Below are 22,556 nucleotides of genomic sequence, written 5' to 3'. Positions count from 1 at the left end.
TTGAAACTCAAAGACATCATTGGAACTGACAACCGCTTTCTCGCTGTCATTTGGTCGTTGGCAGTTTTTTTGATTTTGGCGCTGGGACTTATTTTGAATTCCTCACCGGTCAGTCTTTTAGGCGTGGCGGAGTCCCGAGAGTATCAAATTAATTTTGATACGTCGGTTGAGATCAAACATATCTATGTCTTTCCCAGTCAGAGAGTGAAAAAGGGCGATTTATTGGTCGAGCTCAATCAAAGCGCACTGGATCTTCAGCTGCGAACACTGAAGGCACGCTATGATCGGTTGTTGGCGGAAGTAAAACTGCGCGATCAAATTTCTCGTATTGCTAATGACAAAGAGGTCTTGCAGGTCAGTGCAGACCCTCTCCAAATTGACCTCGCTGATACCAAAAAAGAAATGGAGCTTATTGAAACGCGTCTGCAAAATCTTTTTGTTTTTGCTGAGGTCGATGGAACTGTGGGTGCTGTGAATTTTAAAAACGGAGAGAAGGCGCCGGCCTTTGCTCCATTACTCACTTTACTTCCCCAAAACCCAAGCTACGTAAATGGGTTTATGAATGAAAACCTCAGCACAGCCTTAGAGGTTGGACAAAAGGTGGAAGTGACTTCAACGAGTGGTAAAACTGTGCAGGGAATTGTCACACAAGTCGGATCGCGTATTGTGCAAATTCCCGATCGGCTTTTGCGAATCCAATCTTTGCCATCTTGGGGACGCGAAGTGGTCGTTAAAATACCAGCGCACAACGAGTTTTTGCTCGGAGAAAAAGTCAGTGTCAAAAAAGCTTGGGGCGTGAGTTTTTTAAGTTTGGCACAAGCCGAGCAGGGTAAAAAGTGGTTAGCACCTGAGGCTGTTTTGGAAGATGTGCAACTGCCGCAGGCTTTTTCAGATGAGTTTGATCCTGAGTTATCAGGGCTTCTCTATATGCCAGAACTGAAGCAGTTCTTAGCCATTTCAGATGATTACCCTGAGGATCGTCCTTTTCTGATGATGATGAGTGAGCATGGCGAGCTTCAGGAACGACCGTTGTATATAGAGAAACTAGAGAAAATGGGTGATATCGAATCTATCTCTCGCTCTGGAAATTACATTTATCTCTTAAGTTCTTTGTCCCTGACCAAAAAAGGTAAAAGCAAAGAAGAACGTCAGCTGTTCACGAAAATTCATCGCGAAGGCATGCGCTTCGTTATGGATGAGCAAGTGGATTTGAGAGTTCCTGTATTAAATGAAATGGCAAAGTCTTCGGATGTGCATTTGCGGGCGCTGGCGGAATTGGCCGATGATTTCGAGGTCGAAGGCCACTTCATTCGCGGAGATGACTTGTTTTTGGCCTTAAAAGGCCCACTGCTTGAGCGCAATCAAGTTGTCATCATTCGGGTGAAGTCTTTTGCGCAACTCTTTCAAAATAAAAAATTAGCTCCTCATTCACTTTCCTTGGAATATCAGGTGACTTTGCCGTGGGATCATTCTGAAACCGAACTTGTGGTGACAGACGTTGTCGATGATCACGGTACGATTTATGTTGCGACTTCGTGTCGCAAAGCTGCTTGTAGCGCTATTTGGCGAATTCCGGCAAAGTCACAAGGTTCTGAATTGGTCCAAGAATTTCCCGTTTCTCACTTGGAGGGCCTTGCTATTCAGTCAGATAGCTCTTTGCTTTTTGGTGTGTTCGACGATAAAAAACGACCTCGTTATTTTTCGTTTCCGTTGGCGCAGAATAAAGGAACTCCGTGATGTTTTGGCTGTCCTGGATTTTTGCATCAACGGCCGTTTGGGCGGCAACTCCTGAGCAAATCCTCAAGACAGCTTGGACGGATCAAACATACCTGGTTCACGACGAAATCAAGTCGACAGATTCAAAAAATCCTTTTCGCTCGGTGGATGCTTTTGCTTCAACGGAAGATAAGAGTAAGCCTGACACGGAAGTGGGTTTAAAATTTCAATTGAAATCTTGGCCTGAATGGCGCTCGGGGCGTTCTCGTTTGGGACAACAGCGTTTGCAAAAAGAAAGTGCGCTTTCTTGGGCACTCCGTGATCGTTACGGTCTTTTGGCAAATTATCAGCTCAATCAGCAAAAGCTCAAACTTTTAAGTGAAGCTAAAGCAACATCGGAGGCCTTTAGTAAAGCCCAGGCTTTGTCGCTTAAGGCCGGGAGAAGCACTCAGAAAACTTTTTTAAATGCGCAGAGCGAAGAGTACAAGCTTAAGCGCATGGAGAATACCATTGAGCTTGAACAGGAAATTCTCAAAGACAAAATCCAGCGCTGGTTGGGGGCGGATAAAGACAAGTCTTTGGAAAGCTATGAGCTTGTCTCTGTTGATGACATCTATAAAGCCGTCAAAGAAACAGCGCCGGAAGGGTCATTAACGGCCAAGCTGGCTGGCGAAGAGCTTACCAATATTGGTCAAGAGCTTGAGATCGTTCGAGGTCGCGAAAATCAATGGGTGAAGTCTTTTGAGGTTTCGCATGTCAAAAAACCTGATGAGAGTCACTACCAGTTTGAAGTCACACTTCAGCTGCCACCTTTCGGGTCTGATGACATGCTTCGCGAAAAGCAAAACGAATTAATCCTTAAGAAGGCGTTAAAACAAAGAGAAATCGAAAACACCGGAGATCGGTTGAAAATCATGCGTTTGCAAATTTTGAATCTGGTGGAAATTTATCAAATTGAAAAGAAGAAACGGGGTTCCTTCGTGAAAGGGGCTGATCCGTTAGTAAATCTCGAAGCCAAACTGACTTCCTTAGAAGAACAAGTCGATCTGCTCAATCAACAGCAAGAAGTGACACTTCTTTACTTGGATTATTTGCTTGAAAATGAAAGTCTCGCAAAAGAGCCCGAGAAGAATTTTTTAATTGCAGGGAAAAGGTAAAATATGAGTGGACCTGTTTCTCCGCTGGCGCTTGAGCGCTACGAGCTTAAATACCTTATTCCGCCTCACATGGTCGAGCCGATCAGTCGTTTTCTAGAGGCTTACTGTGATCTGGATTATTATTCCGAGATTTCGCCCGATCAGTTTTACATGATTAACAGTCTTTATCTGGATACGCCGAATCTGTATTTGCTGCGTTTTAAAGAAGTGGCCGGAGCATTTAATTTTAACATGCGTATTCGATCCTATGGGGAGTCTCCAAAGCCTCCCTATTTTTTTGAGATCAAATATAAGATTCATGAGTTTGTACGAAAAAAACGAGCCAAGATCTTGACGGAAGATTGGGTCACTATTTTGACAGAAGATCGAATTCCCGAAGGCATGGAATCGTCATCCATATCGAATTTGGAAGATTTTCTCCGTATGAAGATCACTTACAACGTAGCACCCGTAATTTTGACGCAGTATCGGAGGAAGGCGTACATTTCCCATGCTGATGAATATGCTCGTGTGACCTTTGATAAGAATCTGCGCTATCAGGAAATGACGGAATGGAAAGTTACTCCAGATGAAAATGAACTTTGTCATTATGATCATCCTGACTCGTTCGAGGAGCCGGGATGTAATGTCATACTTGAATTAAAGTGCGAAAAAAAGATTCCGATCTGGATGGTTGATTTGATTAAGCGCTTTGGTCTTGTTGGTGGATCTTTCTCCAAATTCGGGAACTCAATGGCCACGCATCTGACTGTACCTGCAGTGATGGCCACCGGACCTCTATATCGCTAACCTTCACAGGACGGTTGCAGTTTCTTACCTCCAGGAACATAGTTTTCTAAATCCACGTCAAAACGTAAAGATCCTGAACGACAGCGTGATTTCAGAATCTCGCGGGCTTTTTTGGCGTTGTCTTGGAGGGAACGAAAGTTGGCATCGCTAAAAAGCATTTCGTTCATAAAATAGTCTCTCACATCCGGGCGTGAAAGAGTTTTTTCAAAGGCAATAAAGCGGCGGTAAGTTTGAAAGCTAAAATGACGGATTTTTTCAAGCGCGCTGATTTTTCTCATCATATTTGTCTTGGTGACTCCACAGTCGTTGTCCTTCAGCACCATTTCTTTGACCAGCGCGGCCATTTTTCCGGCCATTTGTTGTTTTTCGATGGCGGGAACGGTCAACTTGTCGTTCACAATACGAGCGTCTGATTTGGTGCGCTCAATTTTTCCACCGACGACATAATACCAATAAAATTTATAGTGAACATTGCCGATACGATCTTGTTGGTTCAAAAGCGTGTCCATCAAAATCATATCTGTGACGTCTTTAATTAAGGTCACGTCTTGCGCAACTTTGGTAAAGTCGCTCGAACCCACCATTTGCGTCACACTTTTGCTACTCGCGGATTTAACAAAGCCTTTGAGTTTTTGAAAACGCTGATATCGAGTTTCGTAATTTCCTGTTCCGCTGACGTCTGAATAATAGTCTTCATTTTTCACATTGTCGACCAGGGCGCCGTAAATTTGAGTTTCTGTAGAGTCAAAAACTTCAGGGTGATCGGAAAAGTTTTGATGGATTCGCGCGAATTGAGCCCAAGTTTGTGCGATTTCAGATTTGGAGTTGCCAAGTTTTCTGATGGCTTTCTGGGTGAGGGCTTGGTGAATAGATCTGTCCATAGAGCGAATGACAGAAACGGGAACACGGCCAGCATTTCCTAGCAGACGAGATATTTGATAGTAAGCCAAAATGGAGGAGGTGTTGGAGCAACTGACACTTTGTTTGAACTTGGCTTCTGTCTTCACGCCTAACACTTTCAAATTGCAATCAGACGCATCAATGGCCTCTTTTGAATACCTCGCGTTCGGTTGAAGAAGCAATATAGCAGGGTTCGTCGAGTTGTATTTCGGACACAGACCCATATTACTATAGAAGTCATAGTTGCATAGCTCTTCTTCTTTTTCTTGGTCTCCGCTTTTGTACGAACCCCATTCCCATTTTTTTGGAACGATACAAACCTCGTGCAGACCTTGCGGCGATTGATATTCTCGTCTTATCTCTCCCTGCAGTTGATTGAGAACGACGGCGTGGCTTGGGGTGAGCGCCATGATTGTCAGAATGATATTCAGCATAAAATCCTCCGACAACTTTATATGAAAATATCGGTAAGAACCCTACTTACAAACTTGTGATTTGTTTTTTGCCATCCTGTGCATACATCTTTGCGGTAATGATGATGAACTTCATAAAATAAAACTTCATGGCAGTTCTTTCGATTCATCACAGTGAAGACCCGATTCGCGGGGAAGTCTATTCAGGACAACGTCTTGAAGACTTTGCTATGAGCTTGGCGCAAGAACAAGCTTCACGCACGGCTTTAATGAAGGGAAAGAGTTTAAAGCCTCGTATTCGCGAAAATAGAAAAATTCTCGAAGATAGCTTTACTGAAATTGAACATGATATTGACGAACACCGCGCGATACCACCTGCTGCGGAATGGTTGGTGGATAATTTTCATCTTGTGCGTGGCCATCTCAAAGACATTCATGATCATTTGCCAACAGGATATTATCAGGAGCTGCCTAAAATAACGTCCGGCCCTTTTGCAGGACTGCCGCGAATTTATGAAATCATTTGGATGTTTGTGGCTCACACGGACAGTCGATTGGACGAAGACGTCCTCTTCCGTTATCTCAAGGCTTATCAATCGCAAATTCCGCTGAAGATGGGTGAGCTCTGGGCTTTGTCATCGACGTTAAGCATCGTCTATATCGAAAACTTGCGTCGTATTGGCAGCCGCATTGTTTTAAGTCAGAAGGCTAAATCCGATGCGGATGCGCTTGCTGATGAAATTTTGGGCCTGGGCGAAAAAACACCGCGCTCACACGAAGACATTGTGATTGGTTTGGAAAAGCAGGAGCATCCTGTTGCCCTGATTGTTTATTTGTTGCAGCGTTTGCGATTTCAAGAAGCCAGAGTCGATCCCATTTTGCAGTGGATTGAACAAACCTTAAGTCGACAGAACCTCCAGATTGATTCTTTGATAACCGAAGAGCACATCAGACAGGCCGCTGCAAATGCCACGGCTCGAAATATCATCACGAGCTTCCGCTTTGTTGCCGCCTTCAATTGGCAGGATTTTTTTGAAAAAATCAGTTTGGTGGATCTAACGCTTCGGCAAAATCCAATGTACGGCAATATGGATTTTGCAACTCGAGATCGTTATCGACATCGTATCGAAAAGCTGGCCAAACGCTGTGACTCATCTGAATGGGACCTGGCAAAAAAAGTTATTCAAATTACCAGTGCAACTTATATCGATAACATGGAAGAAGTTTTTCATGATCCTGGATATTACCTAATCGGCAAAGGAAAAATTGCTTTTGAAAAAGTCATTCATTATCGGAAGCCATTATTTGAGAAGCTAGCCGGTCGTTACAAAGATGATGCTATATTTTCCTACCCCGTTGGAAATATCGCGGTGACAGTCTTAATCACGCTGTGGTTGTTATCTCATATGGGCGCTATTTCACAAAAATGGTGGCCATTTGTCGGGGCCATCATTTATTTGGTGTGGAGTGAAATTCAATTAGTCATTTCAAATCGCATCACAGTGGCCTTCTTAGGACCTCAGCACTTACCGCGACATAACTTAGAGGGCGGACTGCCAGACGACTGCAGAACCTTTATTGTGGTACCGACAATGCTAACGGATGAAGAGGGTATTGAAGCGCAGGTTGAAGAGCTCGAAATACATTACCTCACAAATCCCCATGGTAATGAACATCTGGCACTTCTGACGGATTGGGTAGATTCTACTTCTGAACACCGAGCCGAGGATGCGGCTTTGCTGACAAAGGCAAAAGAGTTGATTCAACAACTTAATGTGCGCCATGGTCCGGCAAGCAACGGGAAGCCAAGGTTTTATCTTTTCCATCGCGTGCGTAAGTATAACGCCAAAGAGCGTGCTTGGATGGGATGGGAGCGCAAACGAGGAAAGCTTCATGAGTTTAACTTATTACTCCTCAAAAAGGCGCAAACAACTTTTCTTCTAACAGATGAAGAGCGGGAGCAAATTCCTGAAGATATTCGTTTTGTGATTACTCTCGACGCGGATACCAAGCTTCCACGCGGAGCCGTGGCTCAGCTCGTAGGAACTTTGGCGCATCCTCTTAATCGCGCTCGCTACAACGAAAAGAAAGGACGAGTGACCGAAGGCTATGGAATTCTGCAGCCACGTGTGACTTCCGCACTTCCTGCAACTGAAGAAACCAGCTGGTTTCAGAAGCTCACTTCGGGTCCTTGTGGAGTGGATCCATATTCATCAGCTGTGTCAGATGTGTATCAGGATTTATTTGGCGAAGGGTCTTTTGCGGGCAAGGGGATTTATGATTTAAAAATTTTTGAGAAAGCTCTTGAACACCGGGTTCCTGAAAATGCGCTTTTGAGTCACGATCTTTTCGAAGGAAACTTTGCACGCTGCGGATTCCTCAATGACGTCGAAGTTTTCGAAGATTTTCCCTCTCATGTTTTAGTTGCAGCAGGCAGAAACCACCGTTGGATTCGCGGAGATTGGCAACTTTTACCATGGATCTTTGGCCCAGCCGGAAGACAAATGTCGTTCATGGGACGCTGGAAGATGCTGGATAATTTGCGTCGCTCGGTGTTTCCAATTGTCCTCTTCATACTTTTTGTGATGGCACTGAGCGGGTCTTTTCAGCCAGCATGGATTTTATTAGCAGTTTCATTTTTGGGTCTGACATGTCATGAGCTTATGGATATGTTAGGAGGATTTTTTACTCACAAGCCGATGCGATTTCGAGACCGTATCGGGATTTTGTATGAGGATCTTGTCTTTGCTTCACAGAAGTGGTTATTGCAGCTGATTCTTCTTCCGACTTCGGCATGGTTTTCAGTCGATGCCATTGCACGAACTTTATATCGATTATTTTATAGTCACGAAAAACTTTTGGAATGGGTGACGGCGGCGCAGGCCAAAGCCTCGGCCGTTTTAGACGTGAAGAATTTTATTTATCGTATGCGCGGTGGATGGGTTCTCACTTTTCTCAGCATGATTGTGATTAGTTTTGGGGGAGCTCCCAATCCGCTATTGGCTGGTATTATTTGTCTGTTGTGGATTTTTGCGCCCGTTGTAGCTTATCGCGCAAGTTCTCCGCCTCGTTTAAGACTTGCTCGTCCATTGCATGAAGCAGAAAATGAATTGCTTCGGCAGACGGCGCGTAAGATTTGGCACTTTTTTGCCAACGTCGTGACGGCCGAAGACAGTTTTTTGCCGCCGGATAATTTTCAAGAGGATCCCGAGCCTATATTGGCTCATCGGAGCTCACCCACCAATTTTGGTTTGTATCTATTGTCCGGGCTCGCCGCTAAAGATTTTGGGTGGATTGGCTTGCGAGAATTGGTGGATCGTTGGCAGAAAACTTTGGGTTCAATGGAGGCATTGCCAAAATTTGAAGGACATTTTTTAAACTGGTACGAAACGACCACGATGCGGGCTTTGGAGCCACGCTATGTTTCTTCGGTCGATAATGGAAATCTTGCTGGTCATTTAATTGTTGTTGCCCAGGCTTGCGAAGAAATGTTGGCTGAAAAAATTCATTTTCGAGCCTTTCGCGAGGGACTCAACGACACTCTTATAGCAGTTCGCAAAACGCTACCGGTAAAAGATGCAGCCCTCGATATTCCGGTACGTCGGAAATTTAAAGATTTGCAAAATTACGTTCAAGGACATCCACAGTCTGATGTGGCATTTTGGCGTGAGCTGCCAAGACTTTCGACGCTTTTCTATGAAGAGGTTCATCGCCAACACCAGGGACAAAAAAATCCCGCAAGCCAAAGAATATTTTCGTGGAGTCGAGAGTTGCACGAAGGCATTTTGACAGCAGCTCGTGATTTTCATGATTTCCTTTCCTTTCGTGAGTACCGTCAACAAGTTCTGCCTCAAGAGCTTAATCATGCGGGCACCTTGCGCTGGCAGTATCTTCAATCACGTTTGGGCGACGAAATGAGTTTGGGCGAACTTCCGAGTTATTGTGAAGAATTGCTTCAGGAGTTCGAAGATTTTGAAACCGCATTTGCAATCGCATCAGATTCCGCCAATGGACGTGTGATTGCCGCAATAAAGGAAGTTCTTGAAAACTCCCGCGTGCATGCCGTGGTGACGATTCAAAAAGTGCGACAAACTTCGGAGGCATGTCAGCGTCTCTTCCTCGATATGGATTTTGGCCTGCTGTACGATAGTTCAAGAAAACTTTTTTCCATCGGCTTGCGTGTAGCCGAAAATGTTTTAGATCCGAGCTATTATGATTTGATGGCTTCAGAAGCAAGACTCTTGAGTTTTGTTGCAATCGCTAAAGGCGATGTGCCTGTGGCTCATTGGTTTAGTTTAGGCCGGGGGTTGACTCGAGTGGGGCGTGGTGCTTCGTTGGTGTCTTGGTCCGGGTCTATGTTTGAGTATTTGATGCCTTCTTTGGTTTTGCGAACGCCCGAAAGCAGCATGATCAAACAAACTTGCGAGTTATCAGTTAAAAAGCAAATTGAGTATGGCGACGAAAAATCAATTCCATGGGGGATCTCTGAATCGGCTTATCATAAACGAGATCTCCATCAGACCTATCAGTATTCAAATTTTGGCGTGCCTGATTTAGCTCTCAAAAGGGGAGTTGAAAACGATTTGGTTGTCGCTCCTTATGCGAGCTTACTGGCAGCGATGTATGATCCTGTTCGCGCTGCTGAAAATTTAGAACGGTTACAACAAATGGGTGTTGAGGGAGACTTTGGGTTCTATGAGGCCGTTGATTTTACATCAGAACGTCTCCGAGCACATCAGAGCTATCAGGTTATTCGCTGCTACATGGCCCACCACCAAGGTATGTCATTGGTTTCTCTAGCCAATGTTTTCTTTGACGGTGTGATGATCCGCCGATTTCATTCCGAGCCCATTGTTCAAGCCACGGAATTGCTCTTGCAAGAAAGAACGCCACGAGCCTTGGGATCATTGCGAGAAGCTCCGAAAAAAATCAAAGCGCCATTGGTTCAAGAAGAAGTCGAACATGTGTCCCGTCAGTATCATCGTGTGCATCGAGCTACACCGCCGACACAGTTATTATCAAATGGCGAATATACGGTGATGCTCACAATTGCGGGATCTGGGTTTAGCCGCTATAAAGAGCAAGCGGTCACACGTTGGCGCGAAGACGTCACTCAAGACAATTGGGGTCAGTATCTATTTATTAAAGATCTAAAAAATCAAAATGTCTGGTCGGCTACGTATCAGCCTCTAACGACGGAACCACAACGTTATGAGGTTGTATTGGCTGAAGACCGCGTTCGTTATCAGCGCGAGGATTTCGAAATTTTGACAGAGCTGGAAGTTTTTGTTTCACCCGAGAGTCAAATTGAAATCCGCCGTTTGCTTTTGACGAATACAAGTGAAGAAGAACGAACTCTGGAAGTGACTTCGTATATGGAGTCCGTTATCAACGCCATTGGCGCCGATTCTGCACATCCAGCTTTTTCCAATCTTTTTATTCAAACAGAATTTTTAAAACAACAAAAGACTTTGATTGCCAGCAGGCGACCGCGCTCTTCGACTGATACACCTCTCTGGATGGGACATGGAGTGGCGCTAGATGCTTTTGCAACCGGTGAAATCGAATACGAAACCGACCGATTTCTATTTTTAGGGCGTGGACGAAATATTAAAAACGCCGAAGCTCTTTTCGTTCGAACCAAGTTACATAATAGTTTGGGTGCGGTTCTAGATCCAGTGCTCAGCCTACGCACGCAAGTTCAAATTCCACCTGGTGCTAAAACCGCTCTGACTTTTTATACGATGGTGGCACCAGCAAGGAAGGATCTGGAATTGCTGGCTGAAAATATGCAGGACTCGGCAAGCTACGAAAGACTGTCTTCATTGGCGTGGACTCAGGCACAGATCAAATTGCATTTCCTTAATTTAGATCCGGACGAAGCGCATTTGTTCCAGCGCCTGGCCACGCGTTTGATCTTTTCTGACGCAAGCTTAAGACCTGCCTCCCGAGTCTTGACTTCAAATACCCGAGATCTTGCGGGTCTGTGGTCAATGGGAATTTCCGGAGATCATCCCATCATGCTCGTGAGGATTGATGATCATGATGAAATGGGCCTGGTGCGCCAACTTCTCAAAGCCCAAGATTTTTTCGCCCATAAAAACTTTAAAGTCGATCTGGTGGTGGTCAATACTCAAGGCGTTTCTTACTCCCAAGAGTTGCAAAACACTCTGGAGGGATTAAGACACAGTGTTTTCACCTCTCCGGCGCGGGGACAGTTATTTGTATTGCAAGCCAGTCAACTTTCTCAAGAAGAGCGTGTGCAACTTTACTCTGAAGCTCGAGTTTTGTTCTCCGGAAAAATGGGCAGCCTCTCGGAGCAATTGGGAAGAACTTTGTATGTCACTCCGGCTGACCGCCATATCGCCCGAAACGCGCATTCAGATACACGTCCTCAAAACTTAGAAAAAGCAGTCCTCAGTTATTTCAATGGTCTTGGTGGATTCACCGAAGACGGCCGAGAATATGTAATCGACCTGAATCCCACGCATCCACATACACCGGCTCCTTGGATCAACGTGATATCAAATGGGGAATTTGGATTTCATGTTTCAGAGCTCGGTAGCGGCTATACTTGGTCTCAAAATAGCAGGGAAAACCAGCTGACACCGTGGTCGAATGATCCTGTTTCGGATCCGAGTGGTGAGGCACTTTACATCTATGATCGAGATTCGGGACAACTGTGGAGTCCTGTGCCTTATCCGATTTATTTACCTGGAGGGTCTTACCGCACTCGACATGGGCAGGGATATACTCAGTTTGAGCATATGTCTCACTCGATGCGATGTCGTCTAACTCAATTTGCAGCCAAAGAGCTTCCCGTGAAAGTTTCTCAACTTATTCTGGAGAACACATCGCGAACGGAAAGAAATATTTCTATTTATGCTTATGTGGAATGGGTGTTGGGATTTTTAAGATCGACCATGGCTCCGACCACGGTTACTGAGTGGGATGAAGAGGCACAGATTCTGCTTGCAACCAATGTTCGCAATTCTGAATTCGGAACACGTGTGGCCTTTGCAGGCTTTCTGATAGAGAACCAACATTATACTGGAGATCGCCGAGAGTTTATTGGACGAAATCGCAGTCTTGCTAATCCGTTTGGAATTTTTGGCAAGGAACGTCTTTCACGCTCAGTCGGTGCGGGATACGATCCTTGTGGTGCATTTCAAACAGATGTGCAAATTCCGGCGCTAGGGCGTGTTGAAGTCACGTTTGTTTTAGGACAAGCAGAAAGTCGCGAAAAAGTTCGAGAGCACTTAAAGGAATTGCGGGCACATAAAACGGAAGAACTTTTGAGTGAAGTGCAAGAGACGTGGAATCATTTCCTGACTCAGGTGCAGGTCGAGACTCCAGATCCTAGCTTTGATTTGATGATCAATCGTTGGTTGCTTTACCAAACCATGAGCTGTCGATTCTGGGCACGTTCGGCTTTCTATCAAGCGGGCGGTGCGTATGGTTTTCGCGATCAACTACAAGATTCCTTGGCTCTTTTGTGGGCAGCACCAAAGGTCGCCCGCCAACACATTATTCGCGCGGCCAGCCGACAATTTGTTGAAGGCGATGTTCAACATTGGTGGCATCCGCCATCAGGTCGTGGGGTGCGCACACACTTTTCCGATGATCTTTTGTGGCTGCCTTACGTTGTGAGTGCTTATATTTCTGTGACTCAAGATGAAAGCATTTTAGATGAACGCGTTTCTTTTTTAGAGGGGCCGCTGCTTCGCGAAGATCAAGAAGATTCGTACTATACGCCACATGTTTCTGTTTCCGCCGCGACGGTGTTCGAACACTGCGCGCGAGCCTTGGATCGCAGTTTAAAGACCGGTGCTCATTCTTTGCCATTGATGGGGTGTGGTGACTGGAATGACGGTATGAACCGCATTGGTAAAGAAGGTAAGGGTGAAAGTGTTTGGCTGGGTTGGTTCTTAATAAGCAATCTGCAAAGCTTTGCAGAAATTGCATCACGTAGAAACGAAGCCGAGAGGGTGCAGCGATGGCTGGCACACATTGAAAAACTCAAAGCGGCGCTGGATTCAGAGGCTTGGGATGGAAGTTGGTATCGTCGTGCATTCTATGACGATGGCACACCCGTCGGTTCCTCTCAAAGTGACGAATGTAAAATCGATTCCATCGCGCAATCCTGGTCCGTGATTTCAGGCGCTGCGGACCCGGAGCGCGCACGACTTGCTATGAAATCGCTTGATGAAATCTTGGTTCAAGAAGCCGACAAGCTCCTTTTACTTTTTAAACCTCCATTCGATCAGACGGAACATGATCCAGGTTACATCAAAGGTTATTTGCCAGGTGTGCGTGAAAATGGCGGGCAGTACACTCATGCCGCAACTTGGACTGTGATAGCTCACGTTTTGTTGGGCAATGGTAATCGTGCGATGGAACTTTTTAATATGCTCAATCCGATTCATCATGGGAAAACTCTTCAAGATGTTCAGAAATATAAAATTGAGCCCTATGTTTTAGCTGGTGACGTCTATTCGCAAAGTCCACATAACGGCCGAGGTGGTTGGAGTTGGTACACCGGTGCGTCGGGCTGGTTGTATCGAGCTGGAGTGGAATATATTTTGGGTCTACGCATTCGTGGAAATCAGTTGGATTTAAAGCCGTGCGTTCCGAGTGAGTGGAATGAGTTTAAGCTGCGTTATAGATTTGGAAGTACGACTTACGAAATACATGTTCTGAACCCGCGGCAAGAGCAGTCGGGAAGTGAATCTGTTATCTTAAACGGACAATCAGCCTCGTTTCCAATTGCAATGGTGGACGATGGGAAACATCACAAAATAGAAGTCACGATGGGACCGGCCAAAGATCACTTCGTTGAAAAGATGTCTTTAAAATAGTTTTGAACTTCTTTTGGACCCATTGAAAAACTGCCAGAGATTTCTTTGGCAGCAAGTCCCGACAGGCGTAAGCCTGTGAGATTCGCGCCCATACGATGCAACTCGCGAATAGCAAGTAAGGTTTGGGCGGTCGATGGTTTGTAGTGGCCGCTATTGTTATTGAGTTCACGAATATAGCCATTATGAAAGGCGACGGTCCCGGCGAATATGACGTCTTCACCGGCGCTCAAACTTGAGTGGTGAAGTCGACCGCGCTCTTCTTCGCGAAGGATAAAAATGCGGGAATTTTTATCAATCACAATAAGAGCGTCTTCAAAGTGCATGAACTCGGGATCAAATGGAGAGTCGGCTTTTTTACCATTGGCTTCAAAGAAGAGCCCGTTTTTAATGGTGAGTTCCAGAGGTTTTTTTTCTTGCTCGGTAAAATACTGAACTTTCCAGTGCTTCTTGATGTTGACGTCATAGTAGAGACCCCTTTCTTCGCCACGGTACTTTTCAATCATCGAAATAACCGGTGGGCGAACGTCGGCAAAAAGCTCTTCGCAGGCAAAGGGAGAAGCCTTCGCCGGAGACTGCAAAGCCCATGACAAAACAACGCCCAGGAAGGGCACTGCCGTCAAAAGCTTAAACAGTAAGATCGCTTGCCGAGCGATTAATTGGGTCATGAGGAATCCTTTTTATATTCGTATTGGGCATTGCGAAACCCGCGCCAATTCATTTGGATTCAATATAAGAGGAGGACATACTGAGAACATGAAAAATCAGATAGCTAAAGTTCTTTTTCCGGCTGTGGCTCTCCTATGTTTGACGCCTTATTTCTCTTCTGCGTGGGCTCTTTTTTCGGGTGTCGTTCTGGCCGTAACGCTGGGAAATCCCTATGCGGAGTTCACCAAAAAATCGACTCATAAGTTGTTGAGTTGGTCAGTTATCGGTTTGGGTGCTGGAATGAATTTGTTAGTAGTTGCCCAAGTCGGAGTTCAAGGAATTGGCTATACGATCCTGGGTATTGCAAGCACATTGATTCTTGGAACGGTTGTGGGTCGTCTTTTAAAAGTTCAGGAGAATACATCTCTGTTGATCACTGTAGGAACCGCGATCTGCGGTGGCAGTGCCATTGCCGCCGTTTCTCCTGTTATCAAAGCAAAACATCATGAAGTTTCTGTCGCTCTGGGAACTGTTTTTCTCTTGAATGCTACAGCGCTGTTTTTATTCCCGTGGTTGGGTCATCACTTTCAATTGACGGAAGCTCAGTTTGGTTTGTGGAGTGCACTTGCAATTCACGACACCAGTTCGGTTGTTGGTTCTACTTTGCAGTTTGGCCCTCATGCTTTGGAAGTTGGAACAACAGTGAAACTAGCTCGCGCTCTCTGGATTGTCCCGGTTTCATTTGGAATTGGAATTTTATGGGCAAGAAAAAATAAATCACAGGATGCCGGAGCCGCCGGAAAAGCAAAAAAGCCTTGGTTCATTTTAGGTTTTCTTGCAATGGCAGCCTTGGTCACTTGGGTTCCGCTACTTAAAACACCGGGGCATTACATTGATCTTATCGCCAAAAAAACACTGGTTCTGACTCTGTTTTTTATCGGTGCGAATCTCACTCGCGAGACTATTCGAAGCGTGGGTGTAAAACCATTCTTGCAAGGTGTTCTTTTGTGGATACTTGCCGCCTCTGGAACCTTAGGGGCGATTCTTTTGGGATGGATATGAAAAAGATCGTGATTCACAAAGCGGGCTCTTATGATCAACTCAAAATTGAGGAGGTCAGTGAACTGCACCCAGGAAATAACCAAGTCGTTGTTCAAGTTCACGCGATTGGTGTTAATTATGCCGACTGTTTGGTACGTTGGGGAGTTTACGAATCAGCAAAAAAATATGTAGGCTGGCCGATCACGCCGGGGTTTGAATTTACCGGTGTGATAAAAAAAGTAGGGCCGGGTTGTCGCAATCTCCAAGTCGGTCAAGAGGTGATGGGCGTGACTCTTTTTAACGCCTACGCCACAGAGGTCTGCGTTTCCGAAAAGCAGATTTTTTCTTTACCGCAAGGATTTTCGAAAACCGAAGCGGCAGGATTTCCAGCTGTTTTCTTTACGGCCTATCACGCGCTTTTTCAAATTGTCCGCCTCTATCCCCGAGCACACATTCTTGTACATTCAGCTGCGGGGGGTGTGGGGTCCGCACTAACTCAGCTTGCGCATGGCGCTGGCTTTGACGTGACGGGCGTTGTTGGAAGTTCGCATAAAGTGGAAGCAGTGAAAGGCCTTGGAGCCGATTTTGTGATCGACAAATCTCAAGAGGATCTGTGGAAAAAAGTGGAAGAGCTTTGTCCTGAAGGATACGATGCAATCTTTGATGCCAACGGTTTTGTGACATTGAAAGAGGGCTATCGTCATTTACGTCCCACGGGAAAGTTGATTTCCTATGGAGCTCATTCACTTTTACCTAAAGGTGGAGCCGGACGATTGAATTATTTTAAAGCGGCTTGGGGATTGTTGCGCACTCCGAGATTCAATCCTCTTCAGCTGATCACTGATAACAAATCAGTTGGAAACTGATCCATGAGTGTGTGCTTCGGGCGAGGTTTGGTGGCTGGGTTTTGGAGATTTCCAAGGCTTCGCGACACGGCATCCGGCCTCTGCTGTTGCCCACCTTCGGTGGGTTCGTGCCATCCAGGCACCAACAGAGGTCGCTACGTCTTGAAAATCTCCAAAACCCAGCCCCCAAATTTGCTGAACCTCATAACTTGGCTGCAATTCTTCTATTTTAAAAAGGCAAAGTTGTTACTCTTCGCAATATATAGATAAAGACCTAGCTCTAAGTGCTCAGGTTTTTTAGTCGTGCACCAACTTCTTCTTGTAAGTCTTTTAATGTGATCTCGAAGTTTGGCGCAGGTGTGATTGATTTTAAATAATGGATCGAATTTACGTTTGTTGTGGTTGAGATATCTTTGTTCTCTCGTCTTTTCTTTTTTATCGTCCGCTAAGAATATTAAGTGTTGAGCTTTGGGAAAAGCCTTTTTTACAGCTTTTATATAGCTCATTTTTTTATCGGACTTAATAATCTGGATATGGGGATTACGAGAGGAGATTTCTTGTAATAACTCAGGAAGCTTCGCTTTGATCTCATCAGGACGAGGTCCGTATTTTTGGAGAGAAATTGAAGATAAATGTCCAAAGGCTTTAATCTTTGCCACTTTAACTCCGGCAATCTCATAGTGCTCATTAACCGCAACGATGACGGATAATGGTTTTAACTTAGTATGTTCAATAGATAAAAGTTCATCAAACTCAAGCTCTTGACCTTGAAGTTTTCTACTTAAAACATCGTCCTTAGCAAGTGTGCCGAGCCAAACCCATCTGGTATAGGCTGTTTTATAGTTGCAGCCCACAATTCTAGCGGCCTCTCTGATACTGACTCCACCAGCAAAAAGCTTGCACAGGGTTCTATTCAGAAAGCTTTTCTTTTGTTTAAACGCTGGCGACAAGGTTCTGGTGGAAAAGTTCCTGTTGCAGTGATTGCAATGAAAACGCGGGATATAGGTTTTAGTACTCTTTTTATAAAAGTAGCCGCGTTTAGAAAAGTCTTTGTAGCCACAATAAGGGCATTTTTTATGGTGAACCGAAAACTGCGCCATCAAACGAATGGGGCAGCAATAGATGTGCTCTTCTTAAGACGTCTTTAATTTATCACAACATCCGATTTTGACTAGTGGCGGATATCTTAGGATTGTGCTGCGCACACCGTTCGGGATCAGTTTCGGCGCAGTGGCTCGATAAAGAACTGCACTTGAACGTGTAAAGAATCTTTTTGCCCCTGCATTTGTGTGAGCATTCCTTCTTTGAGATTAACGACTCCAGACCGTGCCAAGTTTTCAATAATGCTATTTTCCTCATTCACAACATAGATCGAGGTCATAAAAGAAGAAAGCTGACTGGTGTCGTTGTTAAAACGATAGGAATAAGAATTTGCACTGAGGTTCAAGTTGTATTTCGAGATGAACTCTGTGGGCCCTGCATAGCGCCAGTGTGCGGATTTGAAATCCGAATTCAAGTTGTACATCATTTCGCTCTGCCAATCTGAATAGCGAATGACTATACAATCTTGTGATACGCACCAACGCGCTGATAGGCGAATACGCGGATAAGAATGCGGAGCGGGATCCGTCGGAGGTTTTTCAGTGCTTCGTTGGTAAGTCAGGCAATTTGTGCCTTCGGTACAAACTTGAAGACTGTTATTGACCTCTTGATAAGTTAGTTTCATTTTCTGCTTTTCATTGGGGTCAAAAACTTCAAGTATCCCGGCTTTATCAGAGAGAATTTGCAATTTGGTTTTGTCGTAGTGCATCCCCAGCGTGATGATTTGATCTAAAGATGACTCGCCAACAATCAACCAGCCTCGATAGAACTTCCCATATCCACCATCATCTGGGACTAGATTCTCAGACAGCCATGTGCCTTTTGGAATCTGCGCAAAAGAGAGCGAACTCATTAAAAAAATTGTGAACATTAGAAGTCTGTTGCAATACATGGCTAAATCTTAATTGCAGAAACTTTGACAAGTCTAGAAGAGTTTCATATTTCCACCACCTCACAACGGAGGATCTATGAAAACATTGGTATTCTTATTCGCGATGTCTTTGTCTTTTTCAGCTTCAGCAGCATTGGAGCCGCATTTTGGAAAAATCTCGAGCCACGGCTTTAAATACAGCTGCACGTTCACAAATAAATCCAGCAGAACTTTGGATATGAAGTATGTGACATTTGTGTTTGCACCGGTATCTGGTGAAAACTCAGACTACCAAGTGCAAGAGCGTATTGATCAACGCGTGCGTTCTGGCGAAACTCTTCGCAACTCAGTTCATGAGCCACATGCTTATTTGGCTCGTCACTGTTACTATCTAGCTCGCTAGTATCATATTTCAGGTTGGGAGGTGAGCGCTGCCATTTCTCAGCCTTCTGGGTCTCAAAAAAGACTTGCCATCATGCTCTAGGCGCCGTCAAAATTTAAACATGAAAAAGACGTTGAGCATCTTCGCATTGGGTGTACTTGTGGGTTACGGCATTTCATTACTGAAGTCGGAAAAGCCGACTGCAATGCCACCACAAGTGACTCACTCGAAACCGTACGAGGCGAAGATTGTAAAGCCAGCAAATCTCATTCGAGCTAGCGACGCGCAAGTCGCCAGCGAAAAACCACCAGCAACCGAGATTCCTCCGATGGGAGTTCAACAGCAAAGAGAAATTGCCGCAGACTCCCCTCAAGAAGAAGAAGCATCTGAAGTATTTAATCTTGATATCGCTGAATCCGAACTGGCGATGATGGAAGAAAATCTTTCAGACTTACAGAAAGATGTTTCTCTCGTTCGCAGTGAAGATGGATGGATCGTTCGTTTTTATAGCTCTTCAAACTTAATGGAGTCGATCGGAGTTAAAGACCGTGATCTTATTCGTTTTAGCCATCTTGAAGCTTTGAAAAGAGATCCAACAAAGACCTACTTGGTCAGCCGTCTCGAATCTCTTTTCTCTCACCTGGAGCGCTAGGGATTGAATACCAGGACTAGGTAAACTAGGAACAGCACCATATGCACAGCACCTTCCAAAAGAGTGGTGCGACGGTTTGAAAATGTCAGCGTGCTTAAGACCAAGGTAATTCCTAAAATTGTCATTTCCGTGGGTTTAAGACCCAAGATCACAGTTTGATTTGTCAGAATTCCAATCGCCAGAACCACTGGAACAGTCAGTCCTACCGTCGATGTTGCACCACCCAAGCAAAGGTTGATCGCGCGTTGCAGATCATTTTTTGCCACAGCTCGTAAAGCGCTAATTCCTTCCGGTGCAAACACGATAGCTGCAATCACAACCCCGCCCAGCGCTGCCGGTAGGTCCAACGTTCCAATGCCATAATCCAAAATCTTGGCAAGACCTTTAGAAAGTAAAACAATCGGCAAAATATTTGCGAGAAGCAAAACAATATGCTGAATTAAAACTTTTCGGCTCACGGATGGGCGATGAAAGCTGTCAGAGGATGCAATAGCGGACTCTTCAGAGTTATGAACATAAAACGCCCGGTGGCGACCTGTTTGAGTAATCAGAAAAACACCGTAGAGACCGATCGTGAAAATTGAAAATGCTCCCGCTTGCAGGGGAGTCAATGTGCCTCCGATTGTCGAAGTCGTAAAATTCGGAAGAATCAAAGCAATTGAAGACAATGGAATTAAAACAGCAAGATAAGAAGCAGCCCCTTGCAAGTTATAAGATTGCTCGCGGTGTTTCAGGCCCCCAATAAAAAGTCCCAAGCCTACGACACCATTTAATACAATCATGAGAACGGCGAACATGGTATCGCGACCCAGAGTCGGTGCTTCTTTCGCGCCTAACATCACCGCAGCCACAAGTGCCACTTCAATAATCACAATGGATAAGGTGAGTATCAGAGTACCATGGGGCTCACCTAAGATATGAGCAAGTTCCTCTGCTTCGTGAACCACACCAAATGCCGACCAAAGAATCACCCCGAAAAACCAGCAAAATAAAACTGTCAACAGAACCGGTGAACTCAGATCATCAAGCCAACTTGAAAGAAAAAGAAGGAAGCACAACACCGTACTCCAAGAAACAATCAATCGTGCGATCATACTTTTTTGCAAAAGGCCTCCGTCGAAAATCTTTTCTACTTTTCAATCAGAATCTGTTTGTGGTCAACGGCTTTTGCGACTTTTAGCATCTTTGAAAGTGAACGCGCGTCTGCGGGAGCTCGTACTTTAATATCGTTATCAAAATAGACAAATACATCGCGGGACGAGATTGATTTTGCAGAATCACCAATGCGCAAAGCATCGCGTGGCTCCAAACCTTTTGACCACGTGCGAATGCGGTCTGCCCACCAACGAAGAGTTGGCTCATCATAGCCGGATTTATAGATTTCTTCGTCGCCATGCAATCGCAAATAAACAAAGTTGCTGGTGACATCTTCCATGTAAGGCCATTTTCCAGCGGTGTCGGCAAAAACAAGTGCTACATTGTGTTTACGTAGGAGAGCAATAAAATCAGGATTTTCAAAGCTATGGTGACGGATCTCCAGTGCGTGGCGCAAACGCCTTTTCGAATGAGTGATAGCATCTGAATATTTTTTTTGAAAGCGTTCGGATTGGTGCGCAAGCGCAGCTGCATCTGCGAAATTTTTTGGTAGTAACCCTAAAAACTCGTCCAGGCGGTCTGGATCAAATAAAAAATTAGGCGGAAGCTGCCACAGAAAAGCTCCCAATTTATATTCTAAACAGAGAACTCCTGAAGCAAAAAAATTAGATAACGCAAATTTCGGATCGCGAAGACGAAGAATATGTGTGATATAGCGTGGCCCTTTGACGGAGAACTTAAAATCATCGGGAACTTCCGAAAACCAACGTTGATAAGTTTCGGGACGCTGATAGGAATAAAAGGATCCGTTAATCTCAATGGAGTTCACCTGCCTGCTTGCATAAGAAAGTTCTTTCTTTTGTGGCAGATCTTCTGGATAAAAAATTTTTCTCCAGGGTGGGTAAAGCCAACCTGAAATTCCAATTCTCATTTCCATTTTTTCAGCCTAGCACCGCTGGCTTTCCGCACAAAGCAGATTTAAGACTTCTTGCCGAATACTAAAAAGGGAAGGAGGATAGAAGAAAGCCTATTACAAAAGGAATTCAGGATGATTCAAGCACTTCGATTGGCACTCGCACTTTTTGTATTCACCCCTTTTTTGGCAAAGGCCTTGCCGCCGGTCTCAGAAAGACCTGATCTGAACGAGTTTTATAGCAGTGCATTTCAACTCCCAGACACTCGTATTTGTGCTGTGTTCGAAAATCTTGAAAATTTTCAAAGCACTCTTCCTCAAGCAAAAATGTACTTTGTCTGTTTAAAAGATCGTCGTTTTACCAAAGCCCGTCAGTTGCAGCCTGGCATCAGTGAACAGTTTAATTACTTTGCCAATGCTCGGCCTGTTACTATCAATGGAAAAATTTGGATTTACTTCACTGCCGTTGATACTCAGAAAAATGAAAGCAAATGGGGACGTTTCGCGTTTGATGAAAATGATCCAGAAACTCCGGTCGAATGGTTGAATGCGCAAGAATCACTAGTGGGGCAAATCCGTCCTTGGATTTTTCCGAGTCTAACGAGTTCGGGAGATATTCTGCTTGCTTACGAAAAAAGAAATTCGACGACGGGTCTGATGGATTTGTTTTTTGCAAGAAGTGCAAAGGGACGAGATTTCAGTGTCGGTCTGCCGATCGCCAGCGGAGCACAGATGGTTCGCTTTGCTGAATTTGAGAAAGGCCCCTGGGCGTTTTCTTATCAGGTGGGGAGTGGAAAGCAGATGAATGCGTTTGTGAAGTTTTCCGCGGATCAAGGACAAAGTTTTTCAACTCCGATTCAAATTTCGCAATATAAAAATATTCACGACACATTTTTACTCAAACGTCATGATGGCGAACTAGATGTATACTATCTGGTGTGGATGGAAGGATCTGGCTACTCGCTGTTCCGTCGCCAGCTTAAGCGCGATGGCGGATTGGGACCTGAGCAGCAGTTGACGAGTACAGCTGTTGCTGTTGAAAAGCCGCATTGTTTGCGTCTTGCGAGTGGAAAAATATTTGTTACATTATCGAAATTAAACGCTCCAACGAGCTCCACAGTTGCGAGCGATATCGTCTTTATGACTTTGATGGACGATGCAGAATAACGAATTTTGTA

General features: G+C 44.9%; 15 protein-coding genes. 9 read left to right on the top strand and 6 right to left on the bottom strand.

Going from position 1 to position 22,556, the window contains the following annotated elements; translation table 11 throughout:
* From ACLWOR_RS02615 to ACLWOR_RS02605, 3 genes are read left to right on the top strand one after another with little or no spacing between them, the layout of a single operon-like run.
* On the top strand, positions 1-1,737 hold the full coding sequence (locus ACLWOR_RS02615; protein ID WP_413939112.1) for an HlyD family efflux transporter periplasmic adaptor subunit: 1,737 nt from the start codon (positions 1-3) through the stop codon (positions 1,735-1,737).
* A complete protein-coding gene (locus tag ACLWOR_RS02610) occupies positions 1,737-2,873 on the top strand; it encodes a hypothetical protein (RefSeq protein WP_413939111.1) in 1,137 nt (378 codons plus the stop codon). The genes ACLWOR_RS02615 and ACLWOR_RS02610 overlap by 1 nt, the downstream gene beginning before the upstream one ends.
* Positions 2,874-2,876: 3 nt before the next feature.
* On the top strand, positions 2,877-3,662 hold the full coding sequence (locus ACLWOR_RS02605) for a VTC domain-containing protein (RefSeq protein WP_413939110.1): 786 nt from the start codon (positions 2,877-2,879) through the stop codon (positions 3,660-3,662).
* Here the strand turns inward: ACLWOR_RS02605 and ACLWOR_RS02600 are convergent.
* Positions 3,659-4,996 (bottom strand): hypothetical protein, encoded by a 1,338-nt coding sequence (locus ACLWOR_RS02600; protein WP_413939109.1) that lies wholly within the window; start codon positions 4,994-4,996, stop codon positions 3,659-3,661. The two genes, ACLWOR_RS02605 and ACLWOR_RS02600, sit on opposite strands and share 4 nt — an antisense overlap.
* Before the next feature lie 128 nt (positions 4,997-5,124).
* On the opposite strand from ACLWOR_RS02600, the gene ACLWOR_RS02595 reads away from it, so the two are divergent.
* Complete coding sequence (locus ACLWOR_RS02595) at positions 5,125-13,833, top strand: GH36-type glycosyl hydrolase domain-containing protein (protein ID WP_413939108.1); 8,709 nt, start codon at positions 5,125-5,127, stop codon at positions 13,831-13,833.
* On the opposite strand, the gene ACLWOR_RS02590 is transcribed toward ACLWOR_RS02595, so the two are convergent.
* The gene (locus ACLWOR_RS02590; RefSeq protein ID WP_413939107.1) at positions 13,803-14,498 is read right to left on the bottom strand and encodes a hypothetical protein; all 696 of its coding nucleotides are present in this window, start codon (positions 14,496-14,498) and stop codon (positions 13,803-13,805) included. The genes ACLWOR_RS02595 and ACLWOR_RS02590 overlap by 31 nt on opposite strands.
* Positions 14,499-14,586: 88 nt before the next feature.
* On the opposite strand from ACLWOR_RS02590, the gene ACLWOR_RS02585 reads away from it, so the two are divergent.
* Positions 14,587-15,540, top strand: coding sequence for a YeiH family protein (locus tag ACLWOR_RS02585; RefSeq protein WP_413939106.1), 954 nt, complete (start codon positions 14,587-14,589; stop codon positions 15,538-15,540).
* Positions 15,531-16,385: a zinc-binding dehydrogenase gene (locus ACLWOR_RS02580; RefSeq protein ID WP_413939105.1), complete on the top strand. Its 855-nt coding sequence runs from the start codon at positions 15,531-15,533 to the stop codon at positions 16,383-16,385. The genes ACLWOR_RS02585 and ACLWOR_RS02580 overlap by 10 nt, the downstream gene beginning before the upstream one ends.
* Before the next feature lie 203 nt (positions 16,386-16,588).
* On the opposite strand, the gene ACLWOR_RS02575 is transcribed toward ACLWOR_RS02580, so the two are convergent.
* Entirely contained in the window at positions 16,589-17,464 is an 876-nt protein-coding gene (locus ACLWOR_RS02575; RefSeq protein ID WP_413939104.1) for a hypothetical protein, read from the bottom strand.
* A gap of 116 nt (positions 17,465-17,580) precedes the next feature.
* Entirely contained in the window at positions 17,581-18,318 is a 738-nt protein-coding gene (locus ACLWOR_RS02570; protein WP_413939103.1) for a hypothetical protein, read from the bottom strand.
* A gap of 115 nt (positions 18,319-18,433) precedes the next feature.
* Here ACLWOR_RS02570 and ACLWOR_RS02565 point away from each other — a divergent pair, with 115 nt between their 5' ends.
* Entirely contained in the window at positions 18,434-18,739 is a 306-nt protein-coding gene (locus ACLWOR_RS02565) for a hypothetical protein (protein ID WP_413939102.1), read from the top strand.
* Positions 18,740-18,839: 100 nt separating this feature from the next.
* Positions 18,840-19,370: a hypothetical protein gene (locus ACLWOR_RS02560; RefSeq protein WP_413939101.1), complete on the top strand. Its 531-nt coding sequence runs from the start codon at positions 18,840-18,842 to the stop codon at positions 19,368-19,370.
* Here the strand turns inward: ACLWOR_RS02560 and ACLWOR_RS02555 are convergent.
* A complete protein-coding gene (locus ACLWOR_RS02555; protein WP_413940745.1) occupies positions 19,367-20,464 on the bottom strand; it encodes a calcium:proton antiporter in 1,098 nt (365 codons plus the stop codon). The two genes, ACLWOR_RS02560 and ACLWOR_RS02555, sit on opposite strands and share 4 nt — an antisense overlap.
* Before the next feature lie 35 nt (positions 20,465-20,499).
* Positions 20,500-21,402, bottom strand: a complete 903-nt coding sequence (locus ACLWOR_RS02550) for a DUF72 domain-containing protein (RefSeq protein ID WP_413939100.1) — start codon at positions 21,400-21,402, stop codon at positions 20,500-20,502.
* A gap of 111 nt (positions 21,403-21,513) precedes the next feature.
* Between ACLWOR_RS02550 and ACLWOR_RS02545 the strand changes: the two genes are divergently transcribed.
* Positions 21,514-22,545 carry a hypothetical protein gene (locus ACLWOR_RS02545; protein WP_413939099.1) on the top strand — a complete coding sequence of 344 codons (1,032 nt, stop codon included), beginning with the start codon at positions 21,514-21,516 and terminating at the stop codon, positions 22,543-22,545.
* Positions 22,546-22,556: the final 11 nt, after the last annotated feature.

This window comes from Bdellovibrio sp. HCB2-146 (assembly GCF_047345725.1).
Classification (GTDB): Bacteria; Bdellovibrionota; Bdellovibrionia; order Bdellovibrionales; family Bdellovibrionaceae; genus Bdellovibrio.
Note: the sequence above shows the minus strand (reverse complement) of the source record. Positions and strands in the feature narration are given on the sequence as shown.